The organism is Enterococcus sp. LJL120, assembly GCF_054871765.1.
Genome location: NZ_JBTXLV010000004.1, coordinates 338,586 through 356,485 on the forward strand (window position 1 = coordinate 338,586; position 17,900 = coordinate 356,485).

Consider the following 17,900-nt stretch of genomic DNA (forward strand, 5'->3'; position numbering starts at 1 on the left):
TTCAGCGCAGTTTCTCTTGATTAGCTGATACTTTTTTTATGAAATCTTTCTCAGACCAAAGCCGATTAGTTGTCCCAATCCTTTGCAAGTATTACACTATAGAAAACGATTTCATTTTAGAAAGGCGGAATAGTAATGGCTTTTTCAAAGAAGACCCGAACAGATTCAATCGCTTATTTAAAAGAACATCCCGTTGACTTATTAATTATCGGTGGCGGCATTACCGGTGCTGGTGTCGCAATTCAGGCAGCGGCAGCGGGAATCAATACCGCATTAGTCGAGATGCAGGATTTTGCTGAAGGCACCTCTTCCCGCTCTACCAAACTTGTTCATGGCGGCATTCGCTATCTGAAAACCTTTGATGTAGAAGTTGTCGCAGATACTGTAAAAGAACGGGCAATTGTCCAACAAATTGCCCCGCATATTCCAAAACCCGACCCGATGATTTTACCGATTTATGATGAACCCAACGCAACATTTTCGATGTTTTCTGTCAAAATTGCGATGGATTTATATGATCGTCTGGCCAATGTAACCGGCACAAAGTATGAAAATTATATGATTGACAAAGCTGAAGTGTTAAAACGGGAGCCACAATTAAATGACAAGAATCTTTTAGGGGCTGGCGTCTATCTGGATTATCGCAACAATGACGCGCGCTTGGTGATTGAAAATATTAAACAGGCCGCAGCAGACGGTGCCCATCTGCTTAGCAAAGTTAAGGTCCTCAGCATTACCCATGATGCTAACGGTCAAGTAGATGGCGCGCTTGTCCAAGATATTTTGACGAAAGAAGAATTTAAGATTACCGCCAAAATTGTCATCAATACAGCAGGACCGTGGTCAGATTTGGTACGGCACTTGGATGACAAGTCTGAAAAAATTAGTCACCTGCGACCTACCAAAGGCGTGCATTTAGTTGTTGATAGAGAAAAATTAAATGTACCTCAGCCAACTTATTTTGATACTGGTCAAAATGATGGCCGGATGGTCTTCGTAATTCCCCGGGAAGAAAAAACTTACTTTGGGACAACCGATACAGATTATCACGGAGACTTTGCCCATCCGACAGTCACCCAAGAAGATGTTGACTATCTATTGGAAATAGTCAACCAGCGCTATCCCCATGCGGATTTAACCATTCATGATATTGAAAGCAGTTGGGCAGGCTTGCGGCCGCTAATTTCAGCCAATGGAAGTTCTGATTATAACGGCGGCACTAAAAATCATTTATCCGATGAAAGTTTGACAGCAGTTATCTCAGCCGTTGAAGCCTATTTAAAAGATCAACAAAAACGTGATTTAGTTGAAAAAGCCGTGGAAGATGCCCACGGAAAAGAAAGTGAAGCCGCAGCCGGCGATAATCCTTCGGCGGTATCCAGAGGCAGTGACTTGACAGAAGCCGATGATGGTTTGGTGACCTTATCCGGCGGCAAAATTACTGATTACCGACTGATGGCTGAAGGCGCCATGAAATTAATTCAAAAAATTCTGCAGGAAAAATATCAACAAACGGTTGAATTAATTGATTCCACTCATTATCCAGTGTCCGGCGGTCAGCTTGACCCGGCAAATGTTGATGAGGATTTAGAAAAATTAGCTGAGTTAGGTGAAAAAATTGGCCTTTCTTCAGCTGATGCTAATTACTTAGCTAATTTGTACGGCTCTAATCTGGAAACTGTCCTCAGCTATGACGGCGAACTGTTTCCTGGTTTAAATCGCAGAGAAAGTATCAGCCTGCGCTATGCACTAGCGGAAGAAGCCGTCTTAACTCCGGTTGATTTTCTCTTGCGGCGCACTAACCACATCCTCTTTATGCGGGACAGCTTAGATGGGTTAATTGAGCCCGTAGTAAATGCCCTGGCTGACTACTTTAACTGGACTGAAAAAGAAAAAACTTTTTATCAGGATGAACTTTCCGCAGTGATTGCTGAATCCGATTTACAGGAACTAAAAGCCAATAATTAAAAATTAAATGAACCAAAAATAAAACCCAAGTGCTTTAATAGAAGATAATCCTTATTACGATTTTCTTCTATTATAAAGTCTTTGGGTTTTTTGTGTCTTTGGATTTTTTTGTCAGCTGACTACTTCAAATTTTTAGTTCGCAGCAGATAATTGCGCCATGTTCGCCAAATAAAATACAAGAACACAATTATCATTACAATTAAGCAGCCGACTAGCAAATAGTTTTTGGCCTGCCTGAATTGCGCAGCACTATCAACAGTGCTGGCCACTTCTTCATTATAAGGTACACGATGCCCACGGACCAAAAGGCGGTGGGAATTTATCATGTAAGGAGTACAAGTAACCAACGTAATTAAATCTTCTCCTGGAACAATCAAGAGGCTTTCAGTTTCATTTGGCAAAACCGTTTCAATCCGATCGACTTGATAGGCCAATTTTTCACCTAAAACCGTTAAGACAAAGAGATCCCCTTCAACCAATTCTGGCAAATCGGTAAACAATTTTTTCTGCGGCAATCCCCGATGAGCCGAGATGACTGCATGAGTATTGATTCCACCAATCGGTTGAGAGGTGCCCCCCAAAACCGTTGCACCAATGTCTAATAAAGAATCACTAGTTGTGTCAAATAGCGGAATTTCCACAGCGATTTTAGGAATCGAAACGGTGCCTAATAAATGTTTTTGATAATCAGTCTGATTGCCGCTTTCAGCAGCTGTAAACGGATCGCTATCTGGATTATTGCCCTCTTCAGCTAATCGTTGATTCGCTTTTGCTAATTCATTCAGCTGTTCTTGTTCATTTGAAAGCTGGCTGTGGTAGTGGGCCAAACGTTGCTGATCAATCAGATTATTGACAGCATCTGAATAAAAAGGATAGCAAGCCACCAATAAACCTGTGAAAAATATCAGCCCGATTCCTAGTTGTTTCAGAAAATTGAATCTAACAGTGCTGGCCTTTTCCTGTTTGAAGGCAGCCTGCTGTAAACGATATTTCGGTGGTGAGTCTTTTTTTACTTCAAGATACTTTCTAGGTTTGCCTTTTAAAGTAACTTCTTGATCGGCTAATTTTTTTATTTTTGCTTTTAAGATAAGTCGGGTTTCCTTTTTTCCTTGCAGCGCTACCCAATACTTACCGCCGGGAATACCAGCAAACAACACCTCCCCTTGGGAATTGACCCGTTGCTGAGCCGCTGGGATTGGTAGAACACGGCCTTTACGATCAGTCAGCAAAAAAGTGGCTCTGCGCTTATTTTTGACAAAAAAGCGCAGATTGTAACGGCGGCTTGTGGACCGGTAAAAAATAATTTTGCGCCTAAGCCACCAGCCAAACAGACTAAGAAATGCCAAAATTGATAAAAGAATTAAAATCAAGCGATAACGATGATAATTTTGCGTCTGTTGAATCGCTTGATTCATTTCCGCTTGATAAGGGATACGAGAGCCAGTGACTAATAAGCGGTGACTATTTATTCCGTAAGGCGTGCAGGTTAACAAGGTTACCAAATCTTTATTTTCAACAATCTCTAAATCCGAAAACTCTGTAGGCACAACTTTTTTGACATTTATTACCTCATAAGCGAGGCGTTCACCTAAAACATCGATGTAAAATAAATCCCCCTGTTTTAGCTCTTCTAAATCCGTAAATAATTTTTTTTCCGCCAAGCCAGTATGTCCGGTAATCACCGAATGGCTACCCACCCCACCGATGGGATACGAAGTTCCCTGCAACAAAGTAGCGCCTTGTTGCAATAATGTTTCATTGGTCTCATCAAAAATCGGCAGACTGACCTTAATTGCCGGAATATAAATGGCTCCTAAAGAGTGTTCTTCTAAATAACTTTTATCAGGATTTTCTATTTTGCTGACGACTTCCTCAAAAGGATCATCCACCAAACCAAGACCCGGCACGGCGGTCTTGGCATTCTCAGTATTTTTTTGCTGTAGCTCAGCTAATTTGGCGGCCTGTTCTTCCCGATTTGTTTCAGCTTCTTTTTGATATTGAGTAATCCGCTGCTGATCAATAAAATTGTTCAAGGAATCCACCACAAAGGGGTAAGCAAAGATAGCAGCTCCTGATAAAAATAGCACTGCCATCAATAATTTTAGAATGAAATTAATCGAAGCGTCTTTTTTCATCAGCTACCCTCCCGTGTTTTAAACTTTTAGCTATCCCTTCATTTTTTAGCCAAGATTTAAATAATTTTTTTAATATGTGTCTCACTTATTCTATGTACGACTTCCGTTCGCTCATTTGTCATTTAAAAATAACCGGTCCAAGCTCTGCTTTGCGCCTTTGGACCGGTTATCGGTTTTCATTCAATTTTTATTTATCTTAAAATTTATTTTTAAGCTTTGACGGTTCTTTTAGAATTTTTAAACCAAAGATAAGCGCCAATCATCATACCTGTTCCAATTACTAGAAAAGCTACAATTCCTGCGCCACCAGTAGATGGCAAAGTCCCTTTTCTGGTGTTAGAAATAGACACGTTCTCAGCCATTTCAACGCTGACAGCTTCTTTATCATAGGTTCCCCAAGCAACATTGAAGTTTGTATAAGCACTCTCACCATTTGGTAAAGCATAGCCTTCAGGAGCAACAACTTCTTGCATTTGATAGTTGCCATATTCTAGGCCGACTACCTCAAAGGACCAGTCCTTACCATTAGCTGTATCAAAAGCCGTCGCCATAAAATGAGTAGCATTCGGAGCTGGATCTTCATCTGTCCCTCTGTCATTCCAAATAATGTTCGTCGCAGCAGAAGAATAATTTTCCATTGGGTCAACGCCATTATAGAATACAGCGTACTTGCTTCTATCAGCATTCCACAAAATAAATTCTGCTCCGGCTAAATTGTCTTGACTAGAGCCGTCAATTTTTTGGAACTTACGGCCACCGGTTAAAACTTTTTCATCTGGAATAATATCTTTTTGATAACCACTTTCGCCTTCACGACCAATGGTGATGGTTGCTTTGTTATCATGGAGCATATCCGCTTGAACTGTTGCTGTTAAAACCATATTATAGCTCAAGGTTAAGGTACTACCCGGAGTTAATTTTGCTAATGTGTCAGTATTAGCAAATCCACTCTCAGCATTTTTAGTTATGATTTCTAAATGAAACCCACCATTTTCTTCTGTAATGATGTAATCCGTATTCAACACTAATTGGGTATTACTAGTTGTATCAACGACTTCTAATGAATCTGTCACGTACTTCAAGTTTTCTGTTGGCACATCGACAATTGTAAAATTAGTGATGACTGGCGACTGATTGTTATTTACATCTCGAATGAAATACGGAATCGGTGAAGTAATTTCATAAGGAAGTACCAAACCTTTTTCTAAATCAACGACTTTGACTGTTGTTGTACCGTCTCCTTCTTTCACTTGAATCTCAGTAATTTCACTAGGGTCAACAGCAATTGTTTTGGTTGGTGTTTGCTGTTGATTTTTCGCATAAAGATGAACATCATCATTATAGGTATCTAAAAATGAACCGTCCCAAGCACTGCCTTCAGTAATATTTGGCATCATCACTGGTAACAAAATGACCATTGGCGTAGCAATAATTGAAATATCTGCCGGAGAATAGGTTTCGATAAACATTAATACTTTATCCCGATTCAGGCCATCAGTTGTTCTAACATTGGTAAACTCAACCAGACCATCTTCGCCATTGATATTAGCTGTCGTTTTAGTTTCTAATACAGTAGCCCCGCTGACTACCCATGAAGCATTCCAATTATCTTGAATAGCTTGAAGTGCATCTGCTGAACTTAAGCCATCACCAGCTGCTTCGGTTTGTGGATCGTCCTGCAACGCATTATAGTAAATATCAGTAACATCGTATAAAGTAAAATCAACTCCGTTTAAGCCGGCACCACTAAAATCCATCTCTAAGCCGGTGTTTAATGTTGCATCTGGAATTCCTGTTTCAGCATCCCAAACTTTTTTATGCAGTGTAAAGGAAATTTCACTTGGCTTTTCCGTCACTGCTGCCGCTTCGGCTGTCGTTGCCCCTGCCCTAATAATTCCCGCCATTAGCGGAGCTGCCATTAAAAAGGCAGCGATTGATCCCAATAATTTTCTTCTTTTCATCTCTTTTCCCCCTCATGGATAAAACAATCTATTTTATTTTGAATCTCTGATACCAGTTGTTCTTTTCTTCAAAAACCAAGCAACACCAAGTAAGATTATCCCTAAAATACTTATTAGTGATTTAACCGCCCCAGTATCTGGCAGCTTATCGCCATCATCTGTTGGTGGAGTCACTGTTTTTTCGTTATAGACTCGTGGCTCTTGTTTTTGATAGGCACTCTCGGGAACTTTTCCCGAAGCCAATTCATCCATTGAATAACCATTGACAGTGACAAATAAGGGATTGCCTTCCTCATCCTGCCAACTTTCAGGGATGACGACTTCTATTTCTTTATCAGCAGGCGCTATCTCGTAACCAGCAGCCGTCGTCAATTCTTCAAAATAATAAGTACCTGAAGGCAGATAACGTTCGTTAGTTGTCACTACCCCGTCTTCATCTGAGATAAATTTTGTCACTTCAGAATCCGTCAACGGATTACTTGAAGCAAGCCATTGATTATGCAAATCATGGACCTCGCTTTGCTGGAGATAAAGCTTGTTGCCATCCACCAGTTGATACAGCGCAAAAGTAACTCCCTCTAGCGGAGTTAAGACGTCACTGCCAGCAGTCCGTCCTAATTTAAAAAAGTAAGGATCCCGCACATAGCCGACATTTTTAGGATAAATGTGAATCTCCTGAAGCTCGGTTAACGGATCACGGGGATCCATAATTGGCAAAACAACCGCAATCGGAATTGCCCTAGCTTCGATGTCAACATTAAAGCCCACACTTGCATCCACTTTTGTTTCGACTACGAGGTACACACAATCTAAATCACCACTTTTTCTAGGTAAAAAGATTCTACCAGTGCCTCGACCATATTCATCATCATTAACGGTCGTCACCGGACTACCGGTAACCTGCTGCAGATTTTCAGTTTCAATCAACTCTTGAATTTGATTGTGATTGAAGCCGCTGATTTTTTCGACAAAATCAGCTCCGGAATCAACATCCCGATAATAATAATCGGTTAAGTCGTAGACTAAAAAATTAGCTCCGTTTAAAGGGGTGGCTTTAGTCACCACATCAACCGTTTCCCAAGCTTCTTCACTAATCGGCAGTCCGTCATTTTGATAATCGGCAATTTCGTCAGAAACAATGTCTCTAGCAATATACTTATGCAAAATCAGTTCCACTTGATCGTAACTTGTGGTTGCCTGAGCTGCGACTTCTTTGATACCAAGGACAGTCAAACTCAACAGCAGAACCAAAAGAAAGCGAAGAATTTTTTTCATGAGCGTCTCCTCCTTTGGTTCCGATACACATAATACAGTCCTATCAGCAGCATCGTGCCAAACAAACCAGCAGCTATTAAGGTAAATAGTGTCCTGCCGCTTCCACCAGTTGCCGGTAGCGGGAATGTTGGATCATTTTCCACATCAAAGCTAACAAGGAGTTTGGTTAGATTACCCTCTTCATCAGTAACCTCAGTTAAATTAACAAGTTGCTGGCTATTTTCAACTTCCAGACCAGCGTCATCAAAATAGGTTAGCTTGCCAATAATTTGACCTTTTTCAATCAGTTCACCGTCAATTATTTTATTACTTTCCTGTCGACTCACTTCTAAAACAATAGAGCCGGGAACACTGCGATAGCCTTCTGGTGTCGCCACTTCGTAAATTTTGTATTTGCCAAGCTCCAGCGGCTCCAATTGATGCAGGGCTGAATTTTCTGGCGGATTAGTTAAACGAGCCGGATAACTCAACTCTTCATTATCGTCTGACAGTTTGACATATTCAAAGGTCGCTCCCTCCAAAGGTCGCTGGGTGTGACTATCAATTTTTTGAAATTCAAGAGCTAGCTGAAGCTCATTTTTGACAGAGAGGGTTAAGATTTTTTCCTCCTCGACTGTCGCTAATTCATACTGATACCCCTCAGTCTCAAGCGTCGCATTTCCGTCAAAGGTAAACGTGCCGTCTGCATTTAAGGTAAATTCAAATTCGGTTTCAGCTACCGTATAGCCCAAGAGACCATCAACTTCTGTGACTGTGTAAGTTCCAGGCATTAATTGAAGTCTTCTATCAAAATTTAAATCTCGATATTTTTCGCTGGTTTCGCGATTTTTTGCATAGAAAATTCCTGTTCCTGTTTCATTGAGCATTAAGTCGCTACTAGCATCAATGCCGTCAACTCCGCTATAAGCTTTGAAATATTCTTGATTAACATCGTCGTTGCGTACCAGCTCAAAACCGACTCCCATAATCGCTACGCCATTTTGATCAACTTTACGAATTTTAAAATCCCGATTGGTCATTTGATTGGAGATGTCAAAATTAAGTTGAATCAATGACTCGTCTTCATTAAGCAAATCTGCGTATTTTGATCTTTCCCACTCGTCTTCACCGGCACCATTTTGTTGGTATTCAATTTGCTTGTCCTGATAATTCAAGCGGACATTCCAATAATCCTCCGCCTCTGGTTGGGCATAACCATCGGGTGCTTTAGTTTCTACAATTCTGAAGTTCGTATATTTTTCATTCAGGGCTTCCTTAAGATAAACTGGCTGTCCCTTATTTGAAAAGGTCACTTTGCCCAAGTCATCTGAAATCCCCTGGCCGATTATCTCGTATTCGCCGGTTTCTGTATTTTCCTGTAATAGCTCAAAATCGGCACCAGGCAAACCTGTATTAGTTCCTTCGATCACTTTATTAATTTCAATTTGAATCGGTTTCATTTGATTGACTAAATCCAAATTGACATACAGTTGATCAAAATCTTGATAGCCGCCTTCAGCGGGATCCGTCAAGGTTTGAACAATTGTAAAGGTATGATTTTCACCTTGGTAATAGCCTTTCCAGACATTTTCTGAATTTTCATCGATGCCATATTCTCCAGAGGTGGGCTCAACTAGCTCATAATGATTCAGCACTTCACCTTCGCTCGCCAGTTCCTTGCGTATGGTAAAGGCTAAATAGTCAGTCATTAATTGATAATAAGCTGGACCAGAAATTTCCTTCACATAATAAGTCGGATAAGTTTGATTGTCCTCTGAGCTGAATTGTTTTTTCGAGCTGGCCAAACCGTCAGTGTCTGTCAGCATATATTCTATTAATTCATACTCGCCGCTCTCACTTTTCTCATAAAGACCTAAAGTGATTCCGGAAATACCATTGCCGTGTTCATCAGTTTTTGTAAGGTGTAAATTCCGCTCTTTACCAATAAAACGAATGGATGGAGCAGGAATATACATCCGGTTGGTCTTTTGCGTTTCTTCATTTTGATAATCTTTTTCATTCACCAGATAAGCTTCATCGTTGACCGTATAAAAATTCCCGTTTTGGGCACTGGCATCAAGCTTAGCTTGGTACCTGATTCGCACCATATCGCCTTCCCCTAGAGAAATGCCATCAAAACGATAGGCATGATTTTTTTCAATCGAGCCTTCCGGTTCATAAGAAGTCGGATGGGCAACGACATCTGGCTGAATGCCGTGCTGACTTTCATCCCATTCGATAGGTTCCTGGTATTTTGTCGTTTCGCTAGCATTATCATTCTCATCGAGATGCCAATAGGTTATTTCAGAAGCATTACCGGGATTGTATAAAGAAACATTCAGACCAGTGGCATCATATAAAGATGCGTTGGTGATCGTCGTTTCAAATTTTGAAACAATTTGCGTCAGTGCGTTGACTAACTCTTCTTGGGAATCAGCCCCATAATAATAGGAATCCTCCTTAGCATTGGTGACTTCAGATTCAGGTTTTAAATCAGCAATGTTTTTCAAAACATTGCGCCCGAGAGCATCCTGCACGCCGCTGTCCCCTGATTGATTGCCATTCAAGCCGACGCCAATACTGTAAACCCTCGGGGTAATCCCATACTCATCAGCCATTTTATCTCTTTTCCAATGGTGGTAGGCGATGGTCTGGATGGCATTTGCTTTATTATAGGAATTAGTAGTGGCATTACCGCTTCCGTACCAGTAGCCGGAGACCGTAGTATTTGTTTCTTCGCCATAGCGATAATACCGACGATTGGTATTTCTAGGTCTTTCTGAGGTAGCAAACTCTGTTGGATAAAGTTCATTTGCTGCAAAACTTGAGGTTAAGCTATTATTAGCTTGGGTTTCATAATTTCTGATGAAACTGTTACCAGTATCATTGGTCCAATAGTTTACCGCTTGCGCAGCTACAGTCCATTTATCAAAACTAGCTGAACTACTGGTATTTGTTCGAAACCCGCTGTAAGAAAAAGTTGGTGTTCCATCGCCGACGACTATCAAAACTTTTTCAGGATTTCGACCAGCTGCGCCATTATCCCGATACAAAACTTCATAGCCTTTATTTATTCCTAGTGATAAAGGTGTTCCTGAATTGTCATAGGCTTGATTTGTTAAAACAGGAGACTTCAAAACAGTTTCGCCATTACTAGTTAAAGCAAGCTCTGATGACTTGACCCTGTCGACTCCTTCACTGCCAAAGTCGACTAACCCCACGCGAATATCTAAACCCGCTGTGTTAAAAAGTTTTGTGATTGTAGAAGTGAGAGCCGTTGTCATGGCGGTATCTTTTCTCACGCCGTTAATCGTGGTCGCCATACTAGAAGAACGGTCTAACACAAAAACAACATCAATTGGCAGCTGCTCCTTGATGGTACCGCCAATAATATCAATATAAACATTGTAAATAGTAGTATCGTCTTGATCACCAGCGACATGTTCAGTAATCGGTTCTACCCATTTTTTCATGTAAGCTCCACCGTAATCTAAATAGCTGTTAGAAAAGGTCTGCTCACTACCCCACAATTGAATATTGTTGGCAAAATCATTAGCTGAGCCAGCTTCTTGGCTAGCTGTGTAATCATAGTTGCGCCAATTCGCTCCGCCGGCGACAATCACATTATCAGTGATGCTATCTGCATCGTTGACAATTTCTCCGGTAATGTTGTACAGCTCCCCTTGAATACCCGAGTATAATCCATCGCTGCTAAAATCATTGGCTGTATCATAATTATTCGTCGTAATTAAGGGATAGCGTCGTTGCGTATTGCTTTGTCCTTCGGCATAGTGATATGGAAAAGGGTCACTTTCAGAAAATGGGGCCAAGTTGATTGGTGCAATTAAATTTTGTTGTAAATCTAGCAGAATGTTTTGATTACTGCTAGATTCTGTATTGGCCTCAGCTTGACTTTCGACCTCGTCTTCAGCTGTTTTTGCTTCAGAAGTTGTCTCAGTTGTGGCTGTGTTTACCGTTTTAGTTTCCTTTTCAGACTGGCTAGCTTCTTGATCAACTGCTATCACTAAAGGTAATTCACCTTCTGCCACCGTCTTACTTAAGGTGAAAAACAATTTACCTTTTTTGCTTCTCGTTGAATACCCCTCACCATAGTACCAATCCAAATCTTTTTCATCATTGGCTGCTTTGATTGTTGCCAACTGCTCTTGATCAGCTTGACTTGTCATCAGCCCTTCACCGCGAATATCTGATACTGTGCCAAAGCCGCTGTCTGCTAAAGCATCATTATCAATTGCTAGCCGCAGACGACTTGCAGTTTTTGAAGCCTTTTTTTCAAACTCGACTGTCCATTGATAGCTAGTCTTTGTCTCAATAAAAGAAGCCGTCACAGTCGCATAATCCTCATCCAAAACTATTTGTTTCTCTGACGAATCTGCTTGAATTGTCAGCTCTTTTTCGGCAACCATACTCTCATAAGTAACTACTGAAGCAAGCCCTTGGCTATAAGGTAGCAAGACACCTAAAATCAAAAGAAAAGCCGTTATCCGTTTTTTCATTCCCTCACCCCTTTGTTTCTAAAACGTCTCCCCAGACAATTTTCCATACTATAAAAAAAACAAAACTTTAAAAAATAAACACAAATTAAGTTATAATTAAAAATAATTCGCTACATTTAATTTGCTCACTGATATACAATACGCAAAAACAGCTTCACAAAAATCATTTATTTTCATTTTTCTTCATTTTATTTAATTTTAAAAATGATTCAATCAGAAAAGTCTCTTTGTAAAAAATACAAATTAGAAAACATTCTTAATAAATTTTATTTATTAATTTGTAATTTTTGCATAAAAATATCTCTTTTAGACATTTATAACGTTAATCAGGATATTTTATACGTAATTCTTAAGTTATTTTTTATAAAATCATTATAAGCCAGCGATTCATAATAATCAACATTTTTCATCAAAAACAATCAATTTATTTTCCTGACGTAGACAAAATAAAAAAATGTTCGTATTTTTATCAAGACAAAAAAAGAAGGAAATGCTTTAACTAGTGATGATTTTGGCTATTATAATTAAACATTTCACAAAATATCCCCTTAATTTTTTCTCGGAAAAATCCTTTAAAATGAAAAATCAAAGTGAAAATCCAAATTTTAAATTAAATTTTGATTAAACCCAAAAAATATAAAATAACATATAATAATTTTATAAGTGAAATTAACTCCATTGATTTATTTTGGAAAAATATAAATATTTTTATAAAATAAGGCAGGTTATAAAAAAAGAACTTGTCATTTGATTAAGTGTCATCAGCATTTTGCTACCTTAAAAAGAAACTTAAAAAAGTGAAGGCAACATAGCGATTTTTTTACGAGGGACTTAGGGAAAAGAGATCAATTTTTAACGACCTGTTGAAGATTAGGGGACGACTGACAGACAAGTTTTTTAACTGAAAGTTTTAACAAACCGAAAAAGAGTCTCTCCCAAAGGAAAGACTCTTTTTCGGTTTGTTATTTAGAGGTAAAACGAAGAAGAAACAAGTTTAAAAGGTGATGCGTTGTTCAGTTTCTTTGTCAAAGTAATGGCTCTTATTCATATCGAAGGCCATCTCAACAACTTCACCAGGACGGTGGAAGTCACGAGCGTCAACTTTTGAAATAAATTCATGAGCGCCAACTTTAACATAAAGCATACTTTCAGCACCAAGTAATTCAGATACGACAACTTCTGCTCTTACTTTTGCTTCAGGGTTAGAATCTAAAATAATTTGTTCTGTGTGAACATCTTCTGGACGGATACCAAAGGTCATATCTTTGCCTTCGTAGCCCATATCCTTCAAGACTGCATAGCGACCTTCTGGAATTTTCAGAGAGAACTGGCCGTTTTTATCAACAGCATAGCCGTCTTTAATTTGAACATTGAAGAAGTTCATCGCAGGCGATCCGATAAAGCCGGCAACGAATACATTAACTGGCTCATCATATAATTCTGACGGTGAACCAATTTGTTGAATGAAACCAGCGTTCATAATAACAATCCGGTCAGCCATCGTCATCGCTTCTGTTTGGTCATGGGTTACATAAATTGAAGTTGTACCGATTGATTGATGCAATTTAGCAATTTCAGCCCGCATTGCAACCCGCAATTTGGCATCCAAGTTTGATAAAGGCTCATCCATTAAGAAAACTTTTGCATCCCGTACGATGGCCCGTCCCAACGCAACCCGTTGACGTTGTCCACCAGATAAAGCTGCTGGTTTCCGTTGCAAATATTCGGTTAAGCCTAAAATTTCAGCGGCATTTTCAACCCGCTTTTTAATGTCGGCTTTGTCATATTTACGTAATTTTAAACCAAAAGCCATGTTATCATAAACAGTCATATGAGGATACAAGGCATAGTTCTGGAACACCATTGCGATGTCGCGATCTTTTGGTGCTACATCATTCATGACCGTACCATCAATCACCAAGTCGCCTTCTGTAATATCTTCAAGGCCGGCAATCATCCGTAAAGTTGTTGATTTACCACAACCGGAAGGCCCTACGAAAACGATAAATTCTTTATCCTTAATATCTAAATTAAAATCAGTTACTGAATAATTTTCAGCATTATCATATTTCTTGTAGACGTGTTTTAAATTAATATCGACCATTTCACTTCATCCTTTTCTATAGCAGTGCATTTTTTAAAGAAAACTTTTTGTTGTTTTATTAGCTTTCTTCTTGATGAATTTAGTTTATGATAAAATCGCTTTCAATTCTATGTGAAGGTGCACAAAAAAAACTCCCCTTTTTTTGTGCACTTTACATAAAAGCGCTTTTACGGGAAGTTTTCTTAGCTATTTTTGATTTTTTAAAGTTAGTAAATACATAAAAGCCAAGTCATCCGGCTTCTTTAAATTAATGCCACTTTGCTCAGCAATCTTTTCCACCCGATAGTTAATCGTATTACGGTGGGTGAACATTTCTTTTGCGACAGAGGAAATATTGCCAGAAAAACGCCACATCATCTCAACTAATTGGGTAAATGAATCGTCGGCTAGCAGCATCTGCTTCGAAAAATAATTGGCAAGCTTACTGACTGCCAGCTTATCTTTAGTGTAGTAATGCAAGGCAACATCAGCAAAATGAAAAATGCGCTGATCGTGTTTTGTCTGGACCTCTTCTAAAAACATTTGCCGTTCTTCGTTAAAAAGCCCGGGTATGTCCTCTTGATCTTGATAAAATTCACCGACAAAAACCGTTGACTCCAACGAAAAATCATCATCTAAAGTTGTGAAAACTCCTTCAATCTCATCCATTGTAAAACTGTTTTTTGTTTTTTCTTCGACTAAGATAAACTCTTGGTCTGTTATAAAAAAACCATCGACAAGCTTCGGGAAAAATTCCTTTAAACTATCCTGCCACAATTTTTGATAATCATTCAGTTCCTCTAGATAGGCCACGCGAATTTGTAAAATCCGATACTGCTGATCCTTTTGCACCAAAGGGCTGCCTTCAAATAAAATACCGTACCATCGATGAGGAGTCCGTCTAGTAGCCAATTGATTTTGCGGTAGGAATGCCTCTAATAAAAGCAATTCTCGTTCACTCAGCTCACTGCGTTTTAGCCAAAGATATTGCTCTTGATAAGGTACTCCAATAAAGCTCAAATCCTGTGGTGGAAAATCAATGAGTTGTGCTGTGGGAAAGATTGCTTTCAAATCCGTCTGTGTCATGTTTTGACCTCCATTACCTCTTTATCATAACTAAAAACGGCCTAATTGCCAATCTTTAATTTTTTTAAAAAGCTGAGAAAATATCTTTTTTTCTTTGTGAAAAGTTCATCTATATTTTTAAAAATGTGTTATTATATCCAAGTAACTTATCTTGATGAAGGAAGTGTATTTTATTTTGGAAGCATTAGTTTATCAGCCTTTAAATCTTTATTCAAATTATCGCGATGCCGCACAAGCAACGCCTGATGTAGCCATTTATCACGATGAAATTTTACCGGCTTTTCCAGAATTAGGTTATGAAAGTAATTATCAAAAGAGTCACGATGCCATTTTACAGCGGGCCTATCAGTTGGCGGCCTTAGGAGTCAGTGCCGGCGATAAAGTGATTATCTTTAAGAGTCCCAAATTTGATACCTATCTTTTAGCTGTGGCAGCTTCTTTTTTAGGTGCTGTGCCGGTGATGATTTCTTACCATTTTCCAACAGCTACGATGGAAGTTTTCGTTGAACGCTTAGACAATCCTTTCATTGTATTTGATGAAGTCACTGAAGGTCGCGTGAAGGAAATTAAAAACAGCAGTTCAAAAAAACAAATTGCCGTGCGGGATTTAGTCTTGCAGGCAGCTACGCCGGTTCCACAAGTTGAGCTCGACAATGATGAGATTGCCTATATGACCCATACCTCAGGCACCACTGGCATTCCTAAGTTAATCTGCCATTCTTATCATTCAATGGGTTGGCGCACGCTTTATCAGCGGACGGTCTTTACAAAATTACCCGCCAAGGAATTGATTGCTTTTCATATTTCACCCGTTCATTCTCGGTTTAATATCGGTATTTCTTCTTTAATGGCGATGGGCTTTCCGATGATGCCATTGGCGAACGCTTCTGGCAGCCATGTTGTGAAAATGCTGCAACAATATCCACCGATTGCTCTTGAAACGCATCCAAATAATTTTGTACAATGGGCTTTTGTCGCCGAAGAACACCCAGAAGCCTTTGCCAGCATCCGCTATTTGCATTCAACCTTTGATGCAATTAATAATAAAACGATGGCGACTTTTTTGAAGGCCTCCCAGCAGGAAAGCCCCGTCTTTTTACAAATTTACGGGCAAAGTGAATGTGGTCCGATGATTTATAAGGCCCACACTCTAGAAAGTTTGAAAACAAATGATGCTAGAGACATGGGCATTGGTCTAGAAGGGCTGACTCAAGCCCGCATTGCCGACCCTGAAGGCAATGTTTTAGGCAAGAATGTTGATGGTCACATTCATTTTCTTTCTAAGGGCCGAGCGTTAACTTATTATAAAGAAGATGCTCGCTTTGAAGAAAATGTTTATGGTCCGTGGTGGGATACTGGTGATTGGGGCATGATTAATGATGAAGGCCATTTATTCTTAAAGGATCGCCAAGTCGATTTGATTGAAAATATCAATAGCAATTTGGCCCTTGAAGATTATTTACTGGATACTTTGGACTTTTTAGCAGAAGTCGTAATTGTTCGGGACAAAGAGGACATGCCGCAACCCATCTTGGCCTTAGCACCGAATAGAGAAATGAATTGGGATGCTTGGTGGCAAAAAGTTGCTGACCTGCCTCACCTGAATTCTCCAGAAATTTGGGACTACGATGCTATTCCCCGTACGGCAACCATGAAAGTTCAACGCCTGCAAATTGAAAAAGATTACAAAAACAAATAAAAATAAACTGCCGGCCATCTAGTCGTTCTTTGCCCAATAAAAATTGAGCATCGTCGACTAGATGGCCGGCAGTTTTTTATGCTTTATAATAAAGTTGATAGCCTGTTGACCATTTTTTCAAATGGTCCCAATCCAATTCAACTCCAAGTCCGACACCCTTTGGAACTGAGAGGCTGCCAGCAATCATTTTCGCTGGTTCTTTGACAATGTCTTCAGCAAAATAACGGTCAGAAGCTGAGATGTCGCCAGGAAAATTAAAGCCTACTTGACTGGCAAATTGCAGATTTAAACTGCGGCCAATTCCAGATTCAAACATGCCCCCCAGCCAAATAAGGACATCTTCCTTGAGGCAAAATTCGTAAATTTTTAAGGCTTCTTGCAGACCTCCCACCCGTGGAATTTTTAAATTAATTGCTCGACAGCTGTTAAGGCCCACAGCAGTTTTGACATCTGTCACGCTGCGAATATTTTCATCTAAGCAGATTGCCGTTTGGATTTCTTTTTGCAAAATAGCGTGCTCAGTAAAATCCCTTTGATTAAAGGGCTGCTCTAGCATAGCCAGATTCAGCTCGTCTAATTGTTTTAATTGATCTAAGTCCTGAAGCGTATAGGCTGAATTAGCATCCGCCATCAAAGTTAATTCAGGAAATTTTTGCCGAAGAGCAGCTAATGGCTGATAATCATAGCCCGGCTGAATTTTTAATTTCACCCGCTGATAACCCGCTTCCACATAATCAGCAACTACCGCCAACAATTGCTCGGTCGATGGCTGCATGCCGACACTGACACCGACAGGCAGCATTGGGCGGCTGCCGTGTAAATAAAAACTGAGATTCCGTTGATTTTCTTTGGCGTATAAATCCCAATAGGCGGTTTCTAAAGTCGACTTGGCCATATAATTCCCTTGGACTACTTTAAAAATGTCAGTGATCGTCTGTGGTTCAAAAATTTCTTGCTGAACTAATAAAGGAAGCAAATTATTTTTAATAATTTGCCGAGAATTCATCAGTGTTTCTTCAACATAATCTGGATTTTCAAAGGAAACCAGTTCGCCAATCCCCTGCTGGCCCTGTTCATTTGTAGCGATAAAAATATCAAAGGCCTTCTCCCGCAAAAGCCCGTAACTGGTTTTGAAGGGTTGTTTCAAAGGGAGACGAACTTGATAAGCCTCAATTTTTTTGATTTTCATCTGCTTTC

General features: G+C 39.7%; 9 protein-coding genes and 1 pseudogene. 2 read left to right on the forward strand and 8 right to left on the reverse strand.

The features are described from left to right. Positions 1–135: 135 nt before the first annotated feature. Positions 136–1,968 carry a type 1 glycerol-3-phosphate oxidase gene (gene glpO / locus ACYSNU_RS09000; RefSeq protein ID WP_461736873.1) on the forward strand — a complete coding sequence of 611 codons (1,833 nt, stop codon included), beginning with the start codon at positions 136–138 and terminating at the stop codon, positions 1,966–1,968. A gap of 119 nt (positions 1,969–2,087) precedes the next feature. Here the strand turns inward: glpO and ACYSNU_RS09005 are convergent, their stop codons facing one another. From ACYSNU_RS09005 to ACYSNU_RS09035, 7 genes and pseudogenes are all read right to left on the reverse strand, one after another. Beyond that, on the reverse strand, positions 2,088–3,125 hold the full coding sequence (locus ACYSNU_RS09005) for a class C sortase (RefSeq protein WP_461736926.1): 1,038 nt from the start codon (positions 3,123–3,125) through the stop codon (positions 2,088–2,090). Positions 3,126–3,272: 147 nt separating this feature from the next. Then, positions 3,273–4,103, reverse strand: a pseudogene (locus tag ACYSNU_RS09010) (class C sortase); the annotation flags it as partial. 209 nt (positions 4,104–4,312) lie between these two features. Continuing rightward, positions 4,313–6,064, reverse strand: a complete 1,752-nt coding sequence (locus tag ACYSNU_RS09015; protein WP_461736875.1) for a SpaH/EbpB family LPXTG-anchored major pilin — start codon at positions 6,062–6,064, stop codon at positions 4,313–4,315. Between the two features lie 33 nt (positions 6,065–6,097). Next, positions 6,098–7,339 carry a pilin N-terminal domain-containing protein gene (locus tag ACYSNU_RS09020; RefSeq protein ID WP_461736877.1) on the reverse strand — a complete coding sequence of 414 codons (1,242 nt, stop codon included), beginning with the start codon at positions 7,337–7,339 and terminating at the stop codon, positions 6,098–6,100. Further along, complete coding sequence (locus ACYSNU_RS09025; RefSeq protein WP_461736878.1) at positions 7,336–11,835, reverse strand: SpaA isopeptide-forming pilin-related protein; 4,500 nt, start codon at positions 11,833–11,835, stop codon at positions 7,336–7,338. Before ACYSNU_RS09025 ends, ACYSNU_RS09020 begins: the two co-directional genes overlap by 4 nt. 994 nt (positions 11,836–12,829) lie before the next feature. Continuing rightward, positions 12,830–13,939: an ABC transporter ATP-binding protein gene (locus tag ACYSNU_RS09030; protein WP_265459121.1), complete on the reverse strand. Its 1,110-nt coding sequence runs from the start codon at positions 13,937–13,939 to the stop codon at positions 12,830–12,832. Positions 13,940–14,125: 186 nt separating this feature from the next. Continuing rightward, a complete protein-coding gene (locus tag ACYSNU_RS09035; RefSeq protein WP_461736880.1) occupies positions 14,126–15,004 on the reverse strand; it encodes a PucR family transcriptional regulator in 879 nt (292 codons plus the stop codon). Between the two features lie 154 nt (positions 15,005–15,158). On the opposite strand from ACYSNU_RS09035, the gene ACYSNU_RS09040 reads away from it, so the two are divergent. After that, entirely contained in the window at positions 15,159–16,703 is a 1,545-nt protein-coding gene (locus ACYSNU_RS09040) for an AMP-binding protein (RefSeq protein ID WP_461736881.1), read from the forward strand. A 76-nt stretch (positions 16,704–16,779) separates the two neighbouring features. Here ACYSNU_RS09040 and menC read toward each other — a convergent pair whose 3' ends face one another. Next, on the reverse strand, positions 16,780–17,892 hold the full coding sequence (gene menC, locus ACYSNU_RS09045) for an o-succinylbenzoate synthase (protein WP_461736882.1): 1,113 nt from the start codon (positions 17,890–17,892) through the stop codon (positions 16,780–16,782). Positions 17,893–17,900: the final 8 nt, after the last annotated feature.

What these genes read in the sequence shown, in the direction of transcription:
- ACYSNU_RS09015 (WP_461736875.1), bottom strand. Translation starts at nt 6,064, where the DNA reads ATGAAAAGAAGAAAATTATTGGGATCAATCGCTGCCTTTTTAATGGCA.
- ACYSNU_RS09030 (WP_265459121.1), bottom strand. Translation starts at nt 13,939, where the DNA reads ATGGTCGATATTAATTTAAAACACGTCTACAAGAAATATGATAATGCT.
- ACYSNU_RS09035 (WP_461736880.1), bottom strand. Translation starts at nt 15,004, where the DNA reads ATGACACAGACGGATTTGAAAGCAATCTTTCCCACAGCACAACTCATT.
- ACYSNU_RS09040 (WP_461736881.1), top strand. Translation starts at nt 15,159, where the DNA reads ATGAAGGAAGTGTATTTTATTTTGGAAGCATTAGTTTATCAGCCTTTA.
- ACYSNU_RS09025 (WP_461736878.1), bottom strand. Translation starts at nt 11,835, where the DNA reads ATGAAAAAACGGATAACGGCTTTTCTTTTGATTTTAGGTGTCTTGCTA.
- ACYSNU_RS09020 (WP_461736877.1), bottom strand. Translation starts at nt 7,339, where the DNA reads ATGAAAAAAATTCTTCGCTTTCTTTTGGTTCTGCTGTTGAGTTTGACT.
- glpO (WP_461736873.1), top strand. Translation starts at nt 136, where the DNA reads ATGGCTTTTTCAAAGAAGACCCGAACAGATTCAATCGCTTATTTAAAA.
- menC (WP_461736882.1), bottom strand. Translation starts at nt 17,892, where the DNA reads ATGAAAATCAAAAAAATTGAGGCTTATCAAGTTCGTCTCCCTTTGAAA.